The sequence below is a fragment of the Pseudomonas sp. B21-036 genome (genome assembly GCF_024748925.1).
Lineage (GTDB): Bacteria > Pseudomonadota > Gammaproteobacteria > Pseudomonadales > Pseudomonadaceae > Aquipseudomonas > Aquipseudomonas palmensis.
In genome coordinates this window covers 1,965,743-1,985,983 of record NZ_CP087178.1, presented here as the reverse complement: position 1 = coordinate 1,985,983, position 20,241 = coordinate 1,965,743, and the positions used below count along the sequence as shown (strand labels likewise).

Sequence of the window (20,241 nt, the reverse complement as noted above, 5' to 3'; positions counted from 1 at the left end):
TGTCTCCCTGTTCAACCCGCCAAGCCTCGACAGTTGCCCGCCGCAAGTCAAGAAATGGCAAAGAAGCGATTGAAACAGTCTGCAACAAGGCTGGCGCCCGACTCGTCGTTCAGGTGCAGGTGATGCCCGCCCGGCAGCTGTTCCAGCTTGAAGGGTAGCTGCTCGAGCAGGGTGGTGTTGCGCGCCAGCATGCCGTCGGCGGCCACCACCAGTTGGGTCGGACAGGCGATGCGGCGCACGAAGGTCAGCGCCTGTTCTTCGCTCATGCGCAGCGGCGACGGCAGGGTCAGGCGGCTGTCGCTGCGCCAGGTGTAGCCACCCGGCACCGGCATCAGGCCGCGCTGGGCCAGCAGCTCGGCGGCCTCGCGGGTGACCGCGACCATGCCCTGCATGCGCGCCTGCACCGCCAGCTCCAGGGTCGGGTAGACGGTCTTGCCCTTGCCGCCCTGGCGCAACTGCGCCTGCAAGGCCATGCCCATGCGCTCGGCCGTGTCCTGGGGGCCGGCGCCGGGCGGAATCACCCCGTCGATCAGCGCCAGGCGGGTGACCCGCTCGGGCAAGGCACCGGCCAGGATCACCGAGATGATCGCCCCCAGCGAGGGCCCGAGCAGGGCAAACCGTTGCCAGCCCAGTTGCTCGGCTACCCGCAGCACGTCGTGGGCGTAGTCCCACAGCGCGTAGCCGGCGCCCACCGGCCGATGGTCTGAATAGCCATGCCCGGCCAGGTCCAGTGCCACGATGCGCAGCCCATGCAGCCGGGGCGCCAGGCGCGCGAAGGTGTTGGCGTTGTCGAGCCAGCCATGCAGGGCGATTACCGGGATGCCCTGCTGCGGGCCGAACAGGTGCGCTGCCAGTTCGATGTGCCCCAGGTTCAGGCGCACTTCCTCCACGCCACTCATTGCACCGCCTCCTGCCAGCGATCGAACAGGCCCTTGATCAGGCTCGCGGTGTCATGCGGGCGCTCCAGCGGAAACATGTGCCCGCCCGGCAGGCTGTGGAACTCGCCCCTGGGCATGCTGCGCACGGCATACGCGTGGTGGCGGCGTACCACGCGGCTCTGGCTGCCACGCACCATCGCCAGCGGCAGCGTCAGCTGGCGGGCCGGGCCGGGGCTTACGTGGGGCAGGCTGCGATAGATGCTGATCTCGGTGGCCGGGTCGAAGCGCAGGCGCAACTGCTCGCCCTCGTCCTGCAGGCCATGTTCCAGATAAGCCTCGAAGCAGTCGGGGTCGAACTGTCGAAACAGCGCCTTGCCGGTGAAGTAGGCCCGGGCACTCTCGCGGTCGGCGAACGCCTCGCGGCGTCCCAGGGTGCGGCCGGCCGGGGTGATGCGGTCAATGAAGCCAAAGCGCTTGGCCAGCTGGATCAGCCACTCGTCGGCTCGGGTCAGCACCGGCGAATCGAGCATCACCACCCCACGGTAGTACTGCGGGCAGCGCATCGCCGCGTGCAGGTGCAGCACCCCGCCCAGCGAGTGCCCTACCCCCCACACCGGCTCGGGCTGCTGCTCCAGGTGATGGATCAGTTCATCGACCAGGTTCTGCCAGTTGTCGTTGACCGGAAAGCGCGGGTCGTGCGCGTGCTGCGGCAGGTGGGTGACGTGATAATCGGGGGCCAGCGCAGCGAACAGCTTGCCGTAGGTGGCCGAGGGGAAGCCGTTGGCATGGGCGAAGAAGATCTGCTGCGTCATGGTCGCCTGTCCGCGAAGGGGAATCGGGCCATTTTCCCCGCCGCGGCAACACCCGGCAACATCCGTACAGGCCAGGGAGCACGACGATCAGGTCAATTCGCGTCGAAGCTGGCGATCGAACGGCGCAGGCAGGCCTGCAGGTACAGCAACTGGTACTCGAGCGCATCACGTGCCTTGCGCTTGTGCTCGCGGCTCAGTTCGGCCCGGCGCAGTGCCAGGCAAGTGGCCTGCAACTGATGCCCCATCAGGCGGCCCGTCTCGCGCAATTGCCTGAGCTCACGCAGCCCCTCCAGGCGTCGCATCAACTCGTCGAGCTTGGCCTCGGCACTGTCCTTGAGCACGTTGTACTCGGCAAAATCCAGCGCCTGGGCACGCTCGACCTGGCGCACGATGTCGTAGAAGTAGGCCGAGCCTGCCATTTCCGGATCCGGTGTGTTCATCGCCAAACTCCTGTTCGCGCCCCCGATGGGTCCTGGGGGCACGCTAGCAAGGCAGCGCATGGGCAACAACTGGTAGAAATATCAGGTCGCCGGTGGGTTGTCGCCCAGCGCGATGACGGCGATGGTCAGGCGCGAGATGCAGTTGAGCTTGCCGTCTTCGGTGCTCAGGCGGATGTCCCACACATGGGTGCTTCGGCCAATGTGCACGGGCCGGGCAGTGGCCGTGACGCGCCCGCTGCGCACACCGCGCAGGTGGTTGGCGTTGATCTCCAGGCCCACGCAATAGAAGCGCGTGGTGTCGATGCACAGGTAGCTGGCCATGGAGCCGACGCTCTCGGCCAGCACCACCGAGGCGCCGCCGTGCAGCAGGCCGAACGGCTGGTGGGTGCGCTGGTCGACGACCATGCTGGCGCTCAGGGAGTCGTCGGTGAAGCCTTCGAAGCGAATATCCAGCACTTCGCCGATGGTGCCTTTCTGGCGGGCGTTGAGCTGGTCGATATCGGGTTGGGTTTTCCAGAGGCTCATGCAGCATTCCTTGTCGTGGTTGGCGATCAGGGGGGAGTGAGACTGCGCAGTGTCATCAGCCCGGCCAGGGGGTGGTCGCCGTCGAGTTCGGCCAGGCTGGCGGTGCCCATGGGTGCGGGGTCCTTGCGGTGGCCATGCTCGAGCAGGCACACCAGCGTGCCCACCAGCGGTTGATGGCTGACCAGCAGCACCTGCTCCACCCCCAGCCTGTCCAGCTCGGCGATGACCTGCTGCGGGTCGCTTTCGGGGGTGAGCCAGGGCACGGTCTGCACCGGCTTGTCCAAACCCAGCGCCTCGTGGACCAGCGCAGCGGTCTGCTGCGCGCGTACATAGGGGCTGGCCAGGATCACCTGCGGCGCGCAGCCGAGCAACTGGGCGGCACTGCGCAGCACCTGCTCGCGACCGTGGGCGGTCAGCCGGCGTTCGGCGTCGCTGTTGGCGCGGGGCTCGGCTTCACCGTGGCGCAGTACCCACAGCCTCACAGCTTGGGCTCTTCGTCACGCGCCGGGTGTGGCGCAGGCGGCACGCTGTGGGCGGCTTCGCCTTCCGGCGCGCGCGGGGTGGGCCAGTCGGCGAACGGCCAGGGCTTCTGGTCGGTGTGGAAACTGCCGAAGCGACCGATCTGGGCCAGAAACTGGCTCAGGCTGTCGCCGAAGTTCATCAGGCTGGCACTGGGTGCGCCGTAGATCAGCCGGTACACCAGTTGCACCACCACCAGGCCACCCAGCAGCAGCTCGGCCAGTTGCCATACCAGTAGGAACACCAGCATCCACAGCACACGCAAGATGATCGATTCGCGCTGCGCCTGTTTTGGGGACTCGTTCATGCCCTGCTCCTGTAATTCAGTTGAAACCGCTGGTGGAAATGAAGTCGACGTCGGTTTTCGGCTCGCCGCGCATCAGCAGCTCGATCACCTGGCTCAGGGTCCGGCCTTCGAACAGGATGGCATGCAGGCCGGCTACCAGCGGCATGTACACCTGCACTTGCTCGGCCTTGGCCTTGAGCACCTTGAGGGTGTTGACCCCTTCGGCCACCTCGCCCAGGCGGTTGACCGCCTCGTCCAGGCTCAGCCCCTGGCCCAGGGCATGGCCGACCTGGTAGTTGCGGCTCTTGGGCGAAGAGCAGGTGACGATCAGGTCGCCGACACCGGCCAGGCCCAGGAACGTCATCGGGTTGGCGCCCTGGCTGACGGCGAAGCGGGTCATCTCGGCCAGCGCGCGGGTGATCAGCATGCTCTTGGTGTTCTCGCCCATGCCCAGCGCCACCGCCATGCCGGCGATGATGGCATAGACGTTCTTCAGGGCGCCGCCCAGCTCGACGCCAAAGCGGTCGTTGCTGGCATAGACACGGAAAGTACGCCCGTGCAGCACGGCCTGGACCCGCTGGCACAGCTGCTCGTCCTCGCTGGCGACCACGGTGGCGGTCAGCGCGTGCTCGGCCACCTCGCGGGCCAGGTTGGGCCCGGAGAGCACGCCGATGCGCGCCTGTGGGGCGATCTCTTCGAGAATCTGGCTCATCAGCTTGAAGGTGTGCGCCTCGATGCCCTTGGTCAGGCTCACCAGCAGCTTGTTGCTCAGCAGCTCGGCATGGGGCGCCAGCACGCTGCGCAGGGCGCTGGACGGCAAGGCGACGAAGATCAGCTCGCAGGCCTGCAGGGTGGCCAGCAGGTCGTTGACCGGCTCGACGCCCGGGTGGATCTTCACGCCCTTGAGGTAGCGCGGGTTTTCGCGGTTGTTGCGCATGGCCTCGGCTTGCTCGGGGTCGCGCATCCACTGCCGTACCTCGACACCATTCTCGGCCAGCAGGTTCGCCACGGCGGTACCAAAGCTCCCGCCTCCAAGAACTGCAACAGGCTGCTGTTCAGTCATATCCAATCCGTTAAAACCAATAAAGTGGCGACCCCCGCATTATACGGAGCGTTAAGGCCACGGCCAGCGCCAGATGTGCGATTGGACCGCAGCAATGCGGGTTTGATCGCTGGAAAAAGCCGGCTACTCGGTTAACATGCCCGCTCGATACCCGCCATCAAGGCCGCGCCGTGCATCTTGGCCCTCCCCCCTCGCGCCCGCTGGTTCTGCTGACTGCCCTGCTGGGCGGTCCGGCGGTGGCGGACGACCTGTTCGTCGACAGCCAGGCGCTGCCGCAGATCCTGACCGCCACCCGCCTCAGGCAGTCGCCGGCGGCGGTGCCCGGCAGCATGAGCGTGCTCGACAGTGAGCTGATCCGCGCCAGCGGCGCGCGCAACGTACCCGAACTGCTGCGCCTGGTGCCCGGCATGATGGTCGGCTACGGCGCGGGCAACCAGCCGGCGGCCAACTACCACGGCAGCAGCGTCAACGATGCGCGGCGCATGCAGGTGCTGGTCGATGGCCGTTCGGTGTACCGCGCGGGGCTGGCGACGGTGGACTGGGGCGATATCCCGCTGGCACTGGAGGATATCGAGCGCATCGAGGTGTTCCGCGGGCCCAACACCGTCAGCTATGGCGCCAATGCACTGATGGCGGTGGTCAACATCCTCACCCGCAGCCCGGCCGACAGCCATGGCACGCGGCTCAAGATGATCCGCGGCCAGCGCGGCATCGACGACTGGTACGCCAGCCAGGGCCTGGGCTGGGACGGCGGCGACCTGCGCCTGTCGCTGTCGGGCCAGCAGGACGACGGCTTTGACCACAACGCGCAGGGCCAGCACTACCGCGATGGCCGCCGCCTGACCCGCCTGAGCCTGAGCGCCAGCCATGCGCTGAACGCCGAGCAGAGCCTGGACTGGCAGTTTTCCGCCAAGGAAGGCAGCGAGCAGCGCCCCTATGCCTATACCCCGGTGTTCCCCGGCGTTAGCGGCGCAGGGGCGAACGCCGACGTGAATGCCAAGGACTACGCCGCCTCGGTACGCTGGAACATCGACCTGGACCCGCGGCACAGCCTGTACCTGCAGGGTTCGGCGCTGCACTGGGATCGCCAGCAGGTGTGGAGCGCGTGCGATGCGGCCATCGCCTTCAGCCCGCAACTGGCGCAGCTGTGGCGGCTCAACCCGGGCTATACCGAACGCCTGGCCCGCAACATCGACGCGCCGATTCCTCCTGGCAGCGACCAGGAGCAGGCGCTGGCCCGCGAGGTCCGCCAGCAGTGGCACAACGGCGGTGCCAACCCGGTGTGCGGCGACATCGACCAGAGTACCCGCGAAAGCCGCCTGGACCTGGAGCTGCAGGACACCCTGAGCCTGAGCGACAGCCTGCGCCTGGTCAGCGGAATCGCCTACCGCTACGACCGGGCCGACTCGCAGACCTACTACGATGGCAGCCTCGACGACACCACCTGGCGCCTGTTCGGCCAGCTCGAGTGGCGCGCCGACGAACACTGGATCGTGCAGGGCGGCGCGATGTTCGAGGATACCCGGCTGGCGGGCAGCTCGCTGGCCCCGCGCCTGGCCGTGAACTACCTGATCACCCCGCGCCACGGCCTGCGTGCGGTGTACTCGGAGGCGGTACGCTCGCCGGACATGTTCGAGAACAACGTCAACTGGAGCTACCGCGTCGACAACCTGCGCCCGGCCGCCTTCGGCCAGCGCCACGCCGAGTACTTCGTCACCACCCGCGGCCCGGGCGACCTCGACCAGGAACGCATGCGCTCGCAGGAGCTGGGCTACAACGGCTTTTTCAGCGAAATCGGCCTGAGCCTGGACATCAAGCTGTTCCATGACCAGCTCACCGGCATGGTCAGCGAACCGCTGCGCAACAACCGGCCCATCGCCAGCAACGCCAACAAGGCGCGTTTCACCGGCAGCGAGGCGCAACTGGACTGGCAACTGCGCAGTGCCGACCGCCTGCGCCTGACCTACGCCTATGTGGATGCCTGGGCCAGCAACCCCGATGACCGCCACCTCAGCGCACGCAACAGCGGCTCGGCCGGCTGGCTGCGCGACTGGGGCCGAGGCTGGTCGAGCGCAGTGTTCTACTACGGCGACGACGCCCTCAACCAGTACCGCTTCGAGCGTGTCGACCTGCGCGTGGCCAGGCGCATCCCCATCCGCAACGCCAGCCTGGAGCTGGCCGGGATGCTTCAGCAACGCCTGGATGACGAGCCCACCAGCAACTGGCAGAACCGCTACGACAGCCGGCAGGTGCTGTACCTGAGCGCGGAGCTGGAATTCTGATGCGCCTGCTGCACGCTTGCCTGGTGCTGATGCTGGCGTGGCCGCTGAGCGCACTGGCGGCCGCAGACATTCTGGTTACGGCCGCCCAGGGCAATGCAGGCGTGCGCGACTTCGTCACCGCCCTGCGCGCGCAGCGCCCCACCGATCACGTGCGCTTCACCGCCGTGTCAGAACTGCCTGCCGGGCACAGGCTCAAGCCGGGCACGCGCCTGATTCTGCTCGACCTGGCCGCACTGGACTGGCGCCTGAAACAGGCCGAAGGCCCGCCGACGCTGGCCTTGCGGGTCAGCCGGGTACAGGCCAGCCGGCACCTGGGCGACCGACGCCCGTCCTACCTGAGCCTGCTGTGGAGCGACCCGCCGCCCGCGCGTCAGTTGCGCCTGGCCCACTACCTGCTGCCCCAGGCCAGGCGCATTGGTGTGCTATATACCGAGAACAGCCGGTTCCTGCTCGACGAGCTGCGCCAGGCGGCCAAGGCGCTGCGCCTTGAGATCATCGCCCAGGCCTGGCCCGACCCGCGTGACAATCGGCCGCTGCAGGCCGTGCTCAAAAACAGCGATGTGCTACTGGGCCTGGACGACCCACTGCTGTACAACGCCACCACGGCCAAGCACCTGCTGTTGAGCAGCTATGCACGCCAGGTCCCGCTGATCGGTCCGAATGCCGGGTTCGTGCGCGCCGGCGGGCTGGCCAGTACCCTGAGCGACCAGCATGACTGGCTGGCGGTGCTCGACCGCCTGCTCGACCAGCCGCCGGCGGCCTGGCCGCGGACGTTGTACCCCGAGCGATTTCGCGTGGCCGGCAACCAGCAGGTGGCCCGAGCCCTGGGCATCGAGGCGATAGACCCGGTGGCCGCACAACAGGCCGTGGCCGCAGGAGAGAAGCACCGATGAAAAAACTGACCTGGGACATCAGTACCCGCACCCAGATCATCAGCCTGGGGCCGGCCCTGCTGCTGACGTTGCTGCTGATCAGCTTCTTCACCTTCGTGCGCATCCAGGACTTGCGCCAGGAGCTCAACCATACCGGCCAGCTGATCGCCAACCAGCTGGCACCGGCCTCGGAATACGGGGTCATTTCGGGCAATGACGAAGTGCTCGAGAGCCTGATGCGCGCCACCCTGACCATTCCGCATGTGCGCTTTCTCGAAGTGCAGGACAGCGAAAACCACATCCTGGTGTATGTCGAGCAGGCCGACGAGCACGAGAACCGCCCCCAGCAGGTCGAGGTTTTCCAGGCGCCTATCCGCCTGCAGCGGATCTTTCTGGACAGCGATTTCCTGCACAACGGCGGCTCGGCCTCGACCCGCAAGGACGATTACCTGGGCCGGGTGATCGTGGGCATGTCCGATGACGCCTTCAACCAGCGCCAGCAGGAAATCGTGATCAAGGCCGCGATCCTGGCCCTGTTCGCCCTGCTGTTCACCTTCATCCTCGCACGGCGCCTGGCGCGCAGCCTGTCGCGTCCGATCAGCGACATGGGGCACGCGGTCAAGGCCATCCAGAAAGGCGACTTCAATGCGCCGCTGCCGGTGGTCGACGACAGCGAGCTGGGCCACCTGGCCCGCCACATCAACAACCTGGCCAGCGGCCTGGCACAGGCCAGCCACGAGCAGCAACAGGCCATCGCCCAGCTGATCCAGGCCCGCGAGGAAGCGGAACAGGCGAACAAGGCCAAGTCGGACTTCCTGGCGATGATGAGCCACGAGCTGCGCACCCCCATGAACGGGGTGCTGGGCATGCTGCAACTGCTGCAGACCACCGCGCTGAGCGAAGAACAGAGCGAGTACGCGGCCGTGGCCAGCGAGTCCACCGGCCATCTGCTCAAGGTGATCAACGACATCCTCGACTTTTCGCGGATCGAGCGCACGACGCTGGAGCTGGAGCACATCGAGTTCAACCTGGCCGAGCTGCTGGGCAGTTGCACGCAGTCGTTCCAGCACGTCGCCCAGCAGCGCGGATTGCTGCTGCTGGCGCCACTGCCGCCGGGCATGGAACAGTTGCGCGTGGCCGGCGACCCGACCCGCATCCGCCAGGTGCTGGTGAACCTGATCGGCAACGCGCTGAAGTTCACCGAACACGGCAGCGTGCAGATCGAACCGCGCTGGCAGGTACTGGACCGACAACTGATCTGGTTCACCTGTGCGGTGCGCGATACCGGCATCGGTATCGACAGCGAGCGCCTGGAAACCATGTTCGTTGCCTTCCAGCAGGCCGACAGTTCTATTTCACGACGTTACGGCGGTACCGGCCTGGGGCTGTCTATCGCCCGCACCCTGACCGAGCGCATGGGCGGCACGCTGCGTGCCGAAAGCCGTGAAGGCAGGGGCTCGACCTTTACCCTGGAAATGCCGCTGGCGCTATGCATGCAGCAGAACCCCACGCTGCCTGCGCCCAGGGCCGACAACAGTGACCCTGGCCAGGGCCGGCGCATCCTGCTGGTGGAGGACAACCCGGTGAACCAGGCCGTGACCCAGGCCATGCTGCGCAGCCTGGGGTTCGAGGTGTGCGTGGCCGCCGATGGCGCCCAGGCGGTGGCGCTGGCCAGCCGCCAGCGCTTTGCCGCCACGCTGATGGATTGCCGCCTGCCGGTCATCGACGGCTACGAGGCCACCCGGCGCATCCGCCAGATCCCCCATGCCGCAGCCATGCCGATCATCGCCCTGACTGCCAACGCGCTGCAGGGCGATCGCGAACGCTGCCTGGCCGCCGGCATGAACGACTACCTGACCAAGCCGTTCAAACGCATTGATCTGCAGCAGATTCTGCAACGCTGGCTGCCCGCACAGGCATCTGTGACTGGCGATAAATGCTAAAGTGCGGCAGTCTTACAGACTGAACCGGGCCCTTGCCGGGCTTGTCATAAAAATTTCAGTGCACAAGTGTACATCTTCGTCCCCTGTGCTGTGACTTTCACTACAACGCAATAGTCTATGTGTAGGCTGCCGCCCCAAGCCTGAGGCTTTTGGGTCGGTCGGGAAGATCTACCCCGTGCCGCACGGTGACTATTGAGGAGCTCGCATGACCAAACAAAACGCCTTTACCCGGGAAGACCTGCTGCGCTGCAGTCGCGGTGAGCTGTTCGGCCCAGGTAACGCGCAACTGCCCGCCCCTAACATGCTGATGGTGGATCGCATCACGCACATCAGCCAAGAGGGTGGCAAGTACGGCAAAGGTGAGTTGGTCGCCGAGCTGGATATCAGTCCAGACCTGTGGTTCTTCGCCTGCCATTTCGAAGGCGACCCGGTGATGCCAGGCTGCCTGGGCCTGGATGCCATGTGGCAGCTGGTCGGATTCTTCCTGGGCTGGCAAGGCCTGCCAGGCCGTGGCCGGGCCCTGGGTTCGGGCGAAGTGAAGTTCTTCGGTCAGGTACTGCCGACCGCCAAGAAAGTCACCTATAACATCCACATCAAGCGCGTCCTGAAAGGCAAGCTGAACATGGCCATCGCCGATGGCTCGGTCAGCGTCGACGGCCGCGAGATCTACACCGCCGAAGGCCTTCGGGTCGGTGTATTTACCTCCACTGAAAATTTCTAAGGGTTATTCGCATGCGCCGCGTCGTAATCACAGGTCTGGGCATCGTATCGTGCCTGGGCAATGACAAAGAGACCGTCTCCGAAAACCTGCGTAAAAGCCGTCCGGGCATCCGTTTCAACCCGGAATACAAGGAAATGGGGCTGCGCAGCCAGGTTTCCGGTTCCATCGACCTCAACCTCGAAGAGCTGATCGACCGCAAGGTCTATCGCTTCGTCGGCCACGCAGCCGCCTACGCCTACCTGGCGATGCAGGACGCGATCAAGGACTCGGGCCTGAGCGAAGAGCAGGTGTCCAACCCGCGCACCGGTCTGATCGCCGGTTCCGGCGGCGCCTCGACCCTGAACCAGATGGAAGCGCTGGACATCCTGCGCGAAAAAGGCGTCAAGCGCGTCGGCCCATACCGCGTTACCCGCACCATGAGCAGCACCGTGTCGGCGTGCCTGGCCACCCCGTTCAAGATCAAGGGCCTGAACTACTCCATCGCCTCGGCGTGCGCCACCAGCGCGCACTGCATCGGTACCGCGATGGAACAGATCCAGATGGGCAAGCAGGACGTGGTGTTCGCCGGTGGCGGTGAAGAAGAGCACTGGAGCCAGTCGTTCCTGTTCGACGCCATGGGCGCACTGTCCAGCAAGCGCAACGACACCCCGGAAAAAGCCTCGCGCGCCTACGATGCCGACCGTGACGGTTTCGTCATCGCCGGCGGTGGCGGCATGGTAGTGGTCGAGGAGCTGGAGCACGCTCTGGCCCGTGGCGCGAAGATCTACGCCGAAATCGTTGGCTACGGCGCGACCTCCGACGGTTACGACATGGTTGCCCCAAGTGGCGAAGGCGCGATCCGCTGCATGCAGCAGGCGCTGTCCACCGTCGATACCCCGATCGACTACCTGAACACCCACGGCACCTCGACCCCGGTCGGTGACGTTGCCGAAATGAAGGGTGTGCGTGAAGTGTTCGGCGACAAGGCCCCGGCCATCAGCTCCACCAAGAGCCTGTCGGGCCACTCGCTGGGCGCTGCCGGCGTTCACGAGGCGATCTACTGCATGCTGATGATGGAAGGCAACTTCATTGCCGGCTCCGCCAACATCGACGAGCTGGACCCGGAAGTGGCCGACCTGCCAGTTCTGCGCGAAACCCGCGAAAATGCCAAGATCGACACCGTGATGAGCAACAGCTTCGGTTTCGGCGGCACCAATGCCACCCTGGTGCTCAAGCGCTGGGCTGGCAAGTAAGCAAGGGCTCGCCCCTGCTGTAGAAACGCCCCGACTGGTTCGGGGCGTTTTTGTTTGCGGCTTTCGGGGCAATTGGCCGGCAAGGCCGGCTCCTGCAGGGCACGCGATGCCTGTAGGGGCCGGCCTTGCCGGCCAAAGGCGTTACACCGAAAACCTGCCCACCAGCGTATTGAGCTCGATGGCCAGCTGCGACAACGCCTGGCTCGCCGCGCTGGTCTGGTTGGCCCCCGCCGAGCTCTGCAGCGCCAGGTCGCGGATGTTGGTCAGGTTGCGGTCCACCTCCCGCGCCACCTGTGCCTGCTGTTCGGACGCACTGGCGATCACCAGGTTGCGCTCGTTGATCAGGCTGATGGCCGTGGCAATCTCTTCCAGCGCCGTACCCGCCGCATGCGCGCCATCCAGGGTGCCCTGAGCACGCTGGTTGGTCTGCTGCATGCCCTCCACCGCCCGGTCGGTACCCTCCTGGATGCCACCGATCATCTGTTCGATTTCCCGTGTCGACTGCTGGGTACGATGAGCCAGTGCCCGTACCTCGTCGGCCACCACTGCAAAACCGCGCCCGGCATCCCCCGCCCGCGCCGCCTCGATGGCCGCGTTCAGGGCCAGCAGGTTGGTCTGCTCGGCGATCGAACCGATCACATCCAGCACCTTGGTGATGCCGTGCACCTGCTCGGCCAACTGCCCGACTTCCGCGGCATTGGCGGTAACGCCATCGGCCAGCGCCTCGATCGACGCTACCGTGAGGCGCACCTGCTCGCGCCCCTGACGGGCAATGCGATCGGACTCGGTCGAGGCCTGGGAGGTGGCCACCGCATTGCTCGCCACCTCTTCCACCGCGGCGGTCATCTGGTTCACGGCGGTGGCGGCCTGCTCGATTTCCTGGGTCTGCTGGTGCAGGCCGCGGGTAGCGTCCTCGGTCACTGCGCTGAGCTCTTCGGACGCCGAGGCCAGCTGGTTGGACGAATCGGAAATACGCCCGATGGTATCGCGCAGGCTCTGCTGCATCTGCTTGAGGGCCGCCTGCAAGCGCGCCGGCTCGTCACTGCCCTCCACGTTGATCTGCGGGGTCAGGTCGCCGGTGGCGACCACCTCGGCCACCTGCAGCGATTGCGCCAGCGGGCGCACGATACTGCGGGTCAAGGTCAGCGCCAGCACCACGGTGAGCACCAGTGCGGCCACCAGCAGGCCGACCACCCACACGCGGGCACGCTCATACACCGTGCCGGCAAGCTCGGTGGCCATGTTGGCGTGATGGTTGTTGAGGGCGATCAGCTCGTTGAGGGTGGTGGTGAGCTGATCGGCCAGCTGGTTCATCTCACCGTTGACCAGCGCCACCGCCTCCGTTGTCTGGCCCTGCAGGGCCATCTGCGCTACCCGTGCCTGATAGCCCAGGTACTGCTGCTCGAGCTTGAGGTAGCGGTCGAACAGCGCCTGCTCCTCGGGCAATGCAATCAGGGCCTGGTAGCGTTGCTGTTCCTTGCCCAGCTCGCCCTTGATCTGCTCGATGCGTGAATGGGTCTGCTGCTGCGCGGCGTTGTCGCTGTTGAGCAGCAGGCGCAGGGTCAGCGCCCGTATCCGGAACATGTCCTGGCTGATCTGCCCCACCGAGATCACACTGGGCAGCCAGTTGCTGTCGACCTGTTCGGACTGCTGGCGCATGCTGCTCATCTGCAGGAGCGAGAAGGCCCCCAATGCAAACACCAGCAACGCTACCAGACCAAACCCCAGACCTGCCCGCGGCGCAATGTTCAAACGTCTCAAGCTCATCTTCCGGTTCCCTCCAAAAGCGCTGCATCGGTCATGCAGCTGACGTGCTTATTAGAAGGTATCGGCCCTTGAGATTTTTGCGTAAGACGAAAAAGTGATATCAAAACGCCTTGTCATTGCGAGCGCAGGCGGCGCATGCCTCATTGCACGATGAAGCGCTGCTCGGCCAGCAGGCGGTCCCCCTGGAACACCATGAAGTGCCACTGGCCCGGTACCACTTCGTGGTGCTCGGTAAATTCATAGGCCATGACATCCTGCGCGGCCCCCGGTACCAGCTTCTGCACCACCTCGAACTTGTCATGGCGCTGGCCGTCGGGGGTGATCACCCCGGGGGTCAGGTACAGCAGCGTCAGGGGCGTGTCTTCGGCCACCTTGCCTTCAAGGCGATAGCGCAGGCCGAATTTGCTGCCAAGACGGGCCGGCACTCGGTCGGTGTGCTCCAGGGTCTGGCTGGTCTGGGTCAATACCCGTTCACCGGGCTGGAAGTCCTGGTGGCGGGTCTGGAACACGCCGTACTCCACCGGCCCCTGCACCCGCACCTCTGCACCGGCCACCGCACTCACCAGCATCAGCGCGGCCATGGCGCCCAAACGACTCTTCGACATACTGCTCTCCATCAGGTTGATGGCGGCAGGCTATGGGGCTTGCATGACAGGCTGATGACATCAGCGTGACCTGGGCAGTACCGCGAGAAAGTTGTCCTTGGCCACCTTGTGCGCCACGGCCTCGGGCAAGGCATCCAGGAACCGGTCGAACCCGTGCAGTTGCTCGCCCAGGCTGCCGAAGCGGCCGACCACATCGGAACCGAGCATGAAACGTTCGGGGAAGCGCTCCACCAGCGCAACCCATTCGGGCCGTGGCACGCCCTTGTCGTCCAGCAGGTAGGGTTCGAGCACGCTCCACGACAGGTCGATGTACAGGTTCGAATAACGCTCGAGCATGCGCGTCAGGGTCGGCAGCAGAAAGTCCAGCTGGGTCTGGTGGCGGTGAATCTCCATGCTGGTGCCGGCGTGGGCCCAGATGAAACGGGTATCGGGGTGCTCGCGCAGGGGCTGCTCGATCTCTTCCAGGTACAGTGGGTTGCGTTCGCGCTTGGAGGTGATGTTGGAGTGGATCAGCACCGGCATGTCGTGCCTGGCCGCCAGCTGATAGATGAGGCCCAGCGCTTCGTTGTTGGCCCGTGGCGTGTCGCCGCTGGTCAACGCCGTCAGGTCGTCGTGGCGGGTGAATACTTCGCCGATGCCCTGCCACAGGCCGGGAAACAGCTCGAGCATGCGCTCGATATGGGTGGCCGCGTTCTTGTCCACCGGGTTGAAGCCGGTCAGAAACGGGTGAAAGCGCTGGCGCTGCTGCTCGGGCAACTGTTGCAGCGCCGCTGCCACATAGATGTCGGTGGCGCTGTACCAGTAGGCTGCGGCATCATCGCCGGCGTAGTAGCGCGGGCGCTTGGGCTCGTCTTCATGCCATTTCTTGGCCACCGCCACACCCGAGATCATCGACTGATCGATACGCGCCGCATCCATGGCCTTGAGCAACTCGTCCATGCCGGCGCTTTCCTGAAAGAAATCGACATAATGCAGGTGCGCGTCGCTGTAGCGGTACTCCCGCGCCTGGGCCATGCCCGACAGCGTCACCGACAGCAACAGGCACCCCAGCGTCCTGGCCCACATCGCAATCCCCTTGTGCAATTGACCCAGGGTAGACCTGCCGCCGGGCGCAACGGTTCAGCCCGGGCACCGGGCAGGTTATGCTTCCAATTATTTCCATCGCCCTGGTGCCCCTGATGAACCCTCCCCTGGTAATCCGCCCGCGCGCCGAATCCGTCGAAGGCCAACCCATCCTGCGCCCGCTGCCTTCGGCACGGCGGCGCAGCGTCGGGCCGTTCGTGTTCTTCGATCACATGCTGGCGACCGACTACCCGCCCGGGCGTGGCATGGACATTCGCCAGCACCCGCACATCGGCCTGTCCACCCTCACCTACCTGTTCGAAGGCCAGTTGCAGCACAAGGACAGCCTGGGCTCGGATCAGCGCGTGAGTGCCGGCGAGGTGAGCTGGATGACCGCCGGCAGCGCCGTGGCGCATATCGAGCGCACCCCGCCGGAGCTGCTGGGTCAGCCCAAGCGCCTGCACGGGCTGCAGGTGTGGCTGGCCTCGCCAAAGGATCACGAACAGGGGCCGGGACACTACAGCCATCACCCGGCGGCCAGCTTGCCGAGCAGCGATGCGCTGGGGGTGAGTATCCGCATGATCGCGGGCACGGGGTTTTGCCTGACCTCGCCAGTGCCGGTGTTGTCAGCGACCCTGTATGCCGAGGTGCGCATGCAAGCGGCGAGCACGCTGCTGATTCCCGCCGAACACGCTGAACGGGCGGTTTATGTACTCGACGGTGAGGCGAGCCTTGATGATCAGCCACTGGAGCCATGCAGCCTGGTGGTGCTGCCCGAAGGCGAAGCGATGAGCCTGTACGCCGACAGCGAATGCCACCTGGTGATCATTGGCGGCGACGCACTGGACGGGCCGCGGCGGATGAACTGGAACTTCGTCGCCAGTGACCCGGCGCTGATCGAGCAGGCACGGGCACGCTGGGCGGCCGGGGATTGGCCGGTGGTACCGGGCGAGATCGGGCGAATCGAGTTGCCTTGAGATTCGCCGGCAAGGCCGGCTCCTACAGAGGCAGGAGCGGGCTTGCCAGCGAAGAGGCCATCAGGCCTGGAACACTTCCCGCAGCAGGGTGTGCATCGCCTGGAACGCGCGCTTGGACGTCCTGGCGTCGTACTTCATCTTGCCTGGCACGCTCGCTGCGGGGTCGGTGAACGAATGCACCGCGCCTCCGTAGCTCACCAGCTGCCAGTCAGCCTTGGCCGCATCCATCTCGGCCTCGAAGGCAGGCAGTTGCTCGCGCGGCACGAGCGGGTCGGCTGCACCGTGCAACACCAGCAACGCTGCCGACACCTTGCCCTCCTGGGCCGGCAGCGGCGTGTCCAGCGTACCGTGGAACGACACCGCAGCGCGCAGACGCTGGTCTTCACGGGCCAGCTCCAGTGCGCAGCAACCGCCGAAGCAGAAGCCGAAGGTGGCCAGCTTGCCCGGCGCAAGCACTGCCTTCGATTGCCCCAGCAACTGATCCAGCGCCGCCTTCATGCGTTTGCGCAGCTCGACCCGATCATTTTTCAGCGGCATCATCGCCGCCCCCGCTTCATCCATGTTGGATGGGCGCAGCGTCTGCCCATACAGGTCAGCCAGCAGCACCACATAGCCCTGGGCCGCCACCTCCCTGGCAATGCGCTCGGCGCCCTCGCCGATGCCCATCCAGTTCGGCGCCATCACCAGGCCCGGCTGTTCCTTGGCGCCGTGGGTATACACCAGGCGGCTTTCGTACACCTTGCCGTCAAGCTTGTACACCAGCGACTCGATCGTCACGTTGCTCATGAACCCCTCCTTGCACAATGAAAAAAGCCCGCCGAAGCGGGCTTTCCTGCAACTGCTTACGCCGACAGTTCGACCAGCAGCTTGTTCAGTCGACGCACATACGCCGCCGGATCCTTGAGGCTGTCGCCCGCCGCCAGGGCGGCCTGATCGAAGAGGATATGCGAGAAGTCGGCGAAACGGTCTTCGCTCTGCTCGTTGTCCAGCTTCTCGATCAGCGGGTGACCCGGGTTGAATTCGAAGATCGGCTTGGAGTCCGGCACCTTCTGCCCGCTGGCTTCGAGGATCTGGCGCATCTGCAGGCCCATGTCCTGCTCACCGATGGCCAGGATCGCCGGCGAATCGGTCAGGCGGTGCGACACGCGCACTTCGCTGACGGTATCGCCCAGCGCAGCTTTCAGACGCTCGACCAGGCCTTCCTTGTCCTTGGCCACTTCTTCCTGAGCCTTCTTGTCCTCCTCGGAGTCCAGCTTGCCAAGGTCCAGGTCGCCACGGGCCACGTCGACGAAGCCCTTGCCGTCGAACTCGCTCAGGTAGCTCATCAGCCACTCGTCGATGCGGTCGGTCAGCAGCAGCACTTCGATGCCTTTCTTGCGGAAGACTTCCAGGTGCGGGCTGTTGCGTACCTGCGCGTAGGACTCGCCGGTGAGGAAGTAGATCTTGTCCTGACCTTCCTTGGCACGTGCCAGGTAGTCGGCCAGGGACACGCTCTGCTCGCCGCTGTCGTCGTGGGTGGAGGCAAAGCGCAGCAGGCCGGCGATCTTCTCCTTGTTGGCGAAGTCTTCCGCCGGGCCTTCCTTGAGCACCTGGCCAAAGTTCTTCCAGAAGCCCTTGTACTGCTCAGGCTCGTTCTTGGCCAGCTTCTCGAGCATGTCCAGCACGCGCTTGGTCAGCGCCGACTTCATCGAATCGATGATCGGGTCTTTCTGCAGAATCTCGCGCGACACGTTCAGCGACAGGTCGTTGGAGTCGACCACACCCTTGATGAAGCGCAGGTACAAGGGCAGGAACGATTCGGCCTGGTCCATCACGAACACGCGCTGCACGTACAGCTTCAGGCCGCGTGGCGCTTCACGCTGGTACAGGTCGAACGGCGCACGGGCCGGCACGTACAGCAGCGAGGTGTACTCCAGCTTGCCTTCGACCTTGTTGTGGCTCCAGGCCAGCGGGTTTTCGAAATCGTGGCCGATGTGCTTGTAGAACTCCTGGTATTCCTCGTCCTTGATCTCGGTACGCGGACGGGTCCACAGCGCGCTGGCACGGTTGACGGTTTCCCACTCCACGGCCGGCTGCTCTTCGCCTTCGGCGGCAGTCGCTTCCTTGGGCAGTTCGATCGGCAGGGCGATATGGTCGGAGTACTTCTTGATGATGTTGCGCAGGCGCCAGCCATCGGCGAATTCGTCTTCACCTTTTTTCAGGTGCAGCACGATGCGCGTACCGCGCTCGGCCTTGTCCACGGTGGCGACTTCGAACTCGCCCTCGCCCTTGGACGACCAGTGCACGCCCTCGCTCGCCGGAGTACCGGCGCGGCGGCTGTAGACATCGACCTGGTCGGCGACGATGAACGCCGAGTAGAAGCCCACACCGAACTGGCCGATCAGGTGCGAGTCTTTCTTCTGGTCACCGGTGAGGTTCTTCATGAAGTCGGCAGTGCCGGACTTGGCGATGGTGCCCAGGTGGGTGATCACGTCATCGCGGTTCATGCCGATGCCGTTGTCTTCCAGGGTGACGGTGTTGGCCGCCTTGTCGAAGCTCACGCGAATCTTCAGGTCGCTGCCGCCCTCGAGCAGCTCGGGCTTGGCCAGGGCTTCGAAGCGCAGTTTGTCGACGGCGTCGGAGGCGTTGGAAATCAATTCGCGAAGGAAGATTTCCTTGTTCGAGTACAGCGAATGGATCATGAGGTGCAGCAGCTGCTTCACCTCGGTCTGGAAGCCCAGGGTTTCTTTTTGAGTTTCCACACTCATGGTCTTCAACACTCCGATCTGATGGCAGTAGTCACTCGGGCCGACGGCCCCCGCGGGGCAGCGTCCGGCCTTTCGTGGCGGGATGAACAGCAGATGGGGGCTGGCATATCTATTTCAAGGGCACGGGCAGTTCTTTGATCTTGAAATGCGCACGGGCCGTGGCGATAGGCTGGTCCGGGTCGCCCTGCCAGGCGGTGATCGCGACGTTGGTCACCCGCCGCCCCTGGCGCCACAGCTGGCACCGAGCATAGGTATCGCGGTACAGGCCGGCGCGCAGGTAATCGATGGAAAAGTCGATGATCCTGGGAATGCTCGCGCTTTCGCTGAAAATCAGCAGGTACAGCGCCGCCGACAGTTCCATGAACCCGGCGATCACCCCCCCATGGATCGCCGGCAGCAACGGGTTGCCGATATTGTCGGCACTGGCCGGCAGGCAGAACAGCAGGTCGTCGCCGTCACGGCTGCACTGGATGCCGATCAGGCTGGCGTAGGGGATCAGTTGCAGCAATGGCGCGTAGTTGCCTTGGGCATGCGCCTGGCGCAGCTGTGCATGCACGTCCGCGGGAATCATTGCGCCACCGCCTTGAGCTGCCGGCCAAAGCCCAGGCCGCCCTTGATGTCCTTGCCCAGGCGCATGTAGGTGCCCACCACCTGGGCAATCGGCTCGCCGGGGTCGTCCTGGTAGGCGCAGCCGCGGATGAAGATCACATCGCGGGTGACCCGGTAGCACTGCGCCTGGCCATACACCGCCTTGTCGGCCTGCCCCGGGTGCATGTAGTCGATGCGCAGGTCCAGGGTCGGGCACACCTCGAACTCGGCCAGGGCGCACAGGGTGGCCATGCCCAGCGCAGTGTCCATCAGGGTGGTGATTGCACCGCCATGGATCGCGCCGCTCTGCGGGTTACCCACGATCTGCGGCGAGTACGGCAGGCACAGCGTGATGCCGTCGGCATCGGCACGCTCTACGTGCATCTTCAACAACTGGCAATGGCGCAGCGCCGAAAGAAAACGTTCGGCCTGGGCCATCAACGGTGACGGTTCATTCACGGTCAGCTCCTTGTGCAATAACTCAGGTGCTGCATAAGCCTGAGGGAAAGTCTATATGGATCCGGCACTTATATATGTGCAAACGACGCGGAACTTATGTCGCTTACTTGAACTCAGATAATTCAAGCAACTCTATTCCACAAGGAGAAACACCCCATGCGTAAACCCATTGCCTTTGCCGTTATGCTGGCCGCCGCCCTGGGCCTCGCTGCTTGCGATAAAGCCAGCGAAAACAAAGCCCAGGACGCTCAAGAACATGCCGAGCAAGCCCAGAAGAAAATGGACGACGCTCAGGATAAGATGAACGACGCCGCCAAAGAAAACGCCGAAGCCGCCAAAGACAGTGCTGAAGCCGAACAAAAGCGTGCAGAAGAAAACAACCAGGCCGCTCCTGTGACGCCAGCACCAGAAGCCGCCCCGGCAGAACCTGCCAAGTAAGCAACTGCGCTTTAATGAAAAAACC

General features: G+C 65.0%; 21 protein-coding genes. 7 read left to right on the top strand and 14 right to left on the bottom strand.

What is annotated here, in order from left to right; translation table 11 throughout:
• Positions 1 to 47: 47 nt before the first annotated feature.
• From LOY33_RS08790 to LOY33_RS08760, 7 genes are all read right to left on the bottom strand, one after another.
• Positions 48 to 899 carry an alpha/beta hydrolase gene (locus LOY33_RS08790; RefSeq protein ID WP_258662459.1) on the bottom strand — a complete coding sequence of 284 codons (852 nt, stop codon included), beginning with the start codon at positions 897 to 899 and terminating at the stop codon, positions 48 to 50.
• Complete coding sequence (locus LOY33_RS08785; RefSeq protein ID WP_054915681.1) at positions 896 to 1,690, bottom strand: alpha/beta fold hydrolase; 795 nt, start codon at positions 1,688 to 1,690, stop codon at positions 896 to 898. Before LOY33_RS08785 ends, LOY33_RS08790 begins: the two co-directional genes overlap by 4 nt.
• 92 nt (positions 1,691 to 1,782) lie before the next feature.
• Positions 1,783 to 2,130: a hypothetical protein gene (locus LOY33_RS08780; RefSeq protein WP_043863112.1), complete on the bottom strand. Its 348-nt coding sequence runs from the start codon at positions 2,128 to 2,130 to the stop codon at positions 1,783 to 1,785.
• An 81-nt stretch (positions 2,131 to 2,211) separates the two neighbouring features.
• Entirely contained in the window at positions 2,212 to 2,655 is a 444-nt protein-coding gene (locus LOY33_RS08775) for a hotdog fold thioesterase (RefSeq protein ID WP_043863113.1), read from the bottom strand.
• 26 nt (positions 2,656 to 2,681) lie between these two features.
• Positions 2,682 to 3,137: a phosphohistidine phosphatase SixA gene (gene sixA / locus LOY33_RS08770; protein WP_213607256.1), complete on the bottom strand. Its 456-nt coding sequence runs from the start codon at positions 3,135 to 3,137 to the stop codon at positions 2,682 to 2,684.
• A complete protein-coding gene (locus LOY33_RS08765; RefSeq protein WP_043863115.1) occupies positions 3,134 to 3,481 on the bottom strand; it encodes a DUF4389 domain-containing protein in 348 nt (115 codons plus the stop codon). Before LOY33_RS08765 ends, sixA begins: the two co-directional genes overlap by 4 nt.
• A gap of 16 nt (positions 3,482 to 3,497) precedes the next feature.
• On the bottom strand, positions 3,498 to 4,523 hold the full coding sequence (locus tag LOY33_RS08760; protein ID WP_043863116.1) for an NAD(P)H-dependent glycerol-3-phosphate dehydrogenase: 1,026 nt from the start codon (positions 4,521 to 4,523) through the stop codon (positions 3,498 to 3,500).
• 170 nt (positions 4,524 to 4,693) lie between these two features.
• Here LOY33_RS08760 and LOY33_RS08755 point away from each other — a divergent pair, with 170 nt between their 5' ends.
• The 5 genes from LOY33_RS08755 to fabB all read left to right on the top strand — a co-directional run bounded on the left by LOY33_RS08755 (position 4,694) and on the right by fabB (position 11,573).
• A complete protein-coding gene (locus tag LOY33_RS08755; RefSeq protein ID WP_258662457.1) occupies positions 4,694 to 6,805 on the top strand; it encodes a TonB-dependent siderophore receptor in 2,112 nt (703 codons plus the stop codon).
• The gene (locus tag LOY33_RS08750; protein ID WP_043863118.1) at positions 6,805 to 7,698 is read left to right on the top strand and encodes an ABC transporter substrate-binding protein; all 894 of its coding nucleotides are present in this window, start codon (positions 6,805 to 6,807) and stop codon (positions 7,696 to 7,698) included. The genes LOY33_RS08755 and LOY33_RS08750 overlap by 1 nt, the downstream gene beginning before the upstream one ends.
• Positions 7,695 to 9,620 (top strand): ATP-binding protein, encoded by a 1,926-nt coding sequence (locus LOY33_RS08745; RefSeq protein WP_116053358.1) that lies wholly within the window; start codon positions 7,695 to 7,697, stop codon positions 9,618 to 9,620. Before LOY33_RS08750 ends, LOY33_RS08745 begins: the two co-directional genes overlap by 4 nt.
• A 205-nt stretch (positions 9,621 to 9,825) precedes the next feature.
• Entirely contained in the window at positions 9,826 to 10,341 is a 516-nt protein-coding gene (gene fabA / locus LOY33_RS08740; protein ID WP_043863120.1) for a 3-hydroxyacyl-[acyl-carrier-protein] dehydratase FabA, read from the top strand.
• An 11-nt stretch (positions 10,342 to 10,352) separates the two neighbouring features.
• Positions 10,353 to 11,573: a beta-ketoacyl-ACP synthase I gene (gene fabB / locus LOY33_RS08735; protein ID WP_054915677.1), complete on the top strand. Its 1,221-nt coding sequence runs from the start codon at positions 10,353 to 10,355 to the stop codon at positions 11,571 to 11,573.
• A 141-nt stretch (positions 11,574 to 11,714) separates the two neighbouring features.
• Here fabB and LOY33_RS08730 read toward each other — a convergent pair whose 3' ends face one another.
• The 3 genes from LOY33_RS08730 to LOY33_RS08720 all read right to left on the bottom strand — a co-directional run bounded on the left by LOY33_RS08730 (position 11,715) and on the right by LOY33_RS08720 (position 15,010).
• Positions 11,715 to 13,340: a methyl-accepting chemotaxis protein gene (locus tag LOY33_RS08730; RefSeq protein WP_104572269.1), complete on the bottom strand. Its 1,626-nt coding sequence runs from the start codon at positions 13,338 to 13,340 to the stop codon at positions 11,715 to 11,717.
• A 140-nt stretch (positions 13,341 to 13,480) separates the two neighbouring features.
• Entirely contained in the window at positions 13,481 to 13,945 is a 465-nt protein-coding gene (locus LOY33_RS08725) for a DUF3859 domain-containing protein (RefSeq protein WP_043863123.1), read from the bottom strand.
• A gap of 60 nt (positions 13,946 to 14,005) precedes the next feature.
• Positions 14,006 to 15,010: an amidohydrolase family protein gene (locus LOY33_RS08720; protein WP_258662456.1), complete on the bottom strand. Its 1,005-nt coding sequence runs from the start codon at positions 15,008 to 15,010 to the stop codon at positions 14,006 to 14,008.
• A 113-nt stretch (positions 15,011 to 15,123) separates the two neighbouring features.
• On the opposite strand from LOY33_RS08720, the gene LOY33_RS08715 reads away from it, so the two are divergent.
• A complete protein-coding gene (locus tag LOY33_RS08715; RefSeq protein WP_054915674.1) occupies positions 15,124 to 15,984 on the top strand; it encodes a pirin family protein in 861 nt (286 codons plus the stop codon).
• Between the two features lie 60 nt (positions 15,985 to 16,044).
• Here the strand turns inward: LOY33_RS08715 and LOY33_RS08710 are convergent, their stop codons facing one another.
• From LOY33_RS08710 to LOY33_RS08695, 4 genes are all read right to left on the bottom strand, one after another.
• The gene (locus LOY33_RS08710; RefSeq protein ID WP_258662455.1) at positions 16,045 to 16,770 is read right to left on the bottom strand and encodes a dienelactone hydrolase family protein; all 726 of its coding nucleotides are present in this window, start codon (positions 16,768 to 16,770) and stop codon (positions 16,045 to 16,047) included.
• A 56-nt stretch (positions 16,771 to 16,826) separates the two neighbouring features.
• On the bottom strand, positions 16,827 to 18,731 hold the full coding sequence (htpG, locus tag LOY33_RS08705) for a molecular chaperone HtpG (RefSeq protein WP_054915672.1): 1,905 nt from the start codon (positions 18,729 to 18,731) through the stop codon (positions 16,827 to 16,829).
• 109 nt (positions 18,732 to 18,840) lie between these two features.
• On the bottom strand, positions 18,841 to 19,302 hold the full coding sequence (locus LOY33_RS08700; protein ID WP_043863128.1) for a PaaI family thioesterase: 462 nt from the start codon (positions 19,300 to 19,302) through the stop codon (positions 18,841 to 18,843).
• Complete coding sequence (locus tag LOY33_RS08695) at positions 19,299 to 19,757, bottom strand: PaaI family thioesterase (RefSeq protein WP_258662878.1); 459 nt, start codon at positions 19,755 to 19,757, stop codon at positions 19,299 to 19,301. The genes LOY33_RS08700 and LOY33_RS08695 overlap by 4 nt, the downstream gene beginning before the upstream one ends.
• A gap of 177 nt (positions 19,758 to 19,934) precedes the next feature.
• Here LOY33_RS08695 and LOY33_RS08690 point away from each other — a divergent pair, with 177 nt between their 5' ends.
• Positions 19,935 to 20,216: a hypothetical protein gene (locus LOY33_RS08690; RefSeq protein WP_043863130.1), complete on the top strand. Its 282-nt coding sequence runs from the start codon at positions 19,935 to 19,937 to the stop codon at positions 20,214 to 20,216.
• Positions 20,217 to 20,241 lie beyond the last annotated feature (25 nt).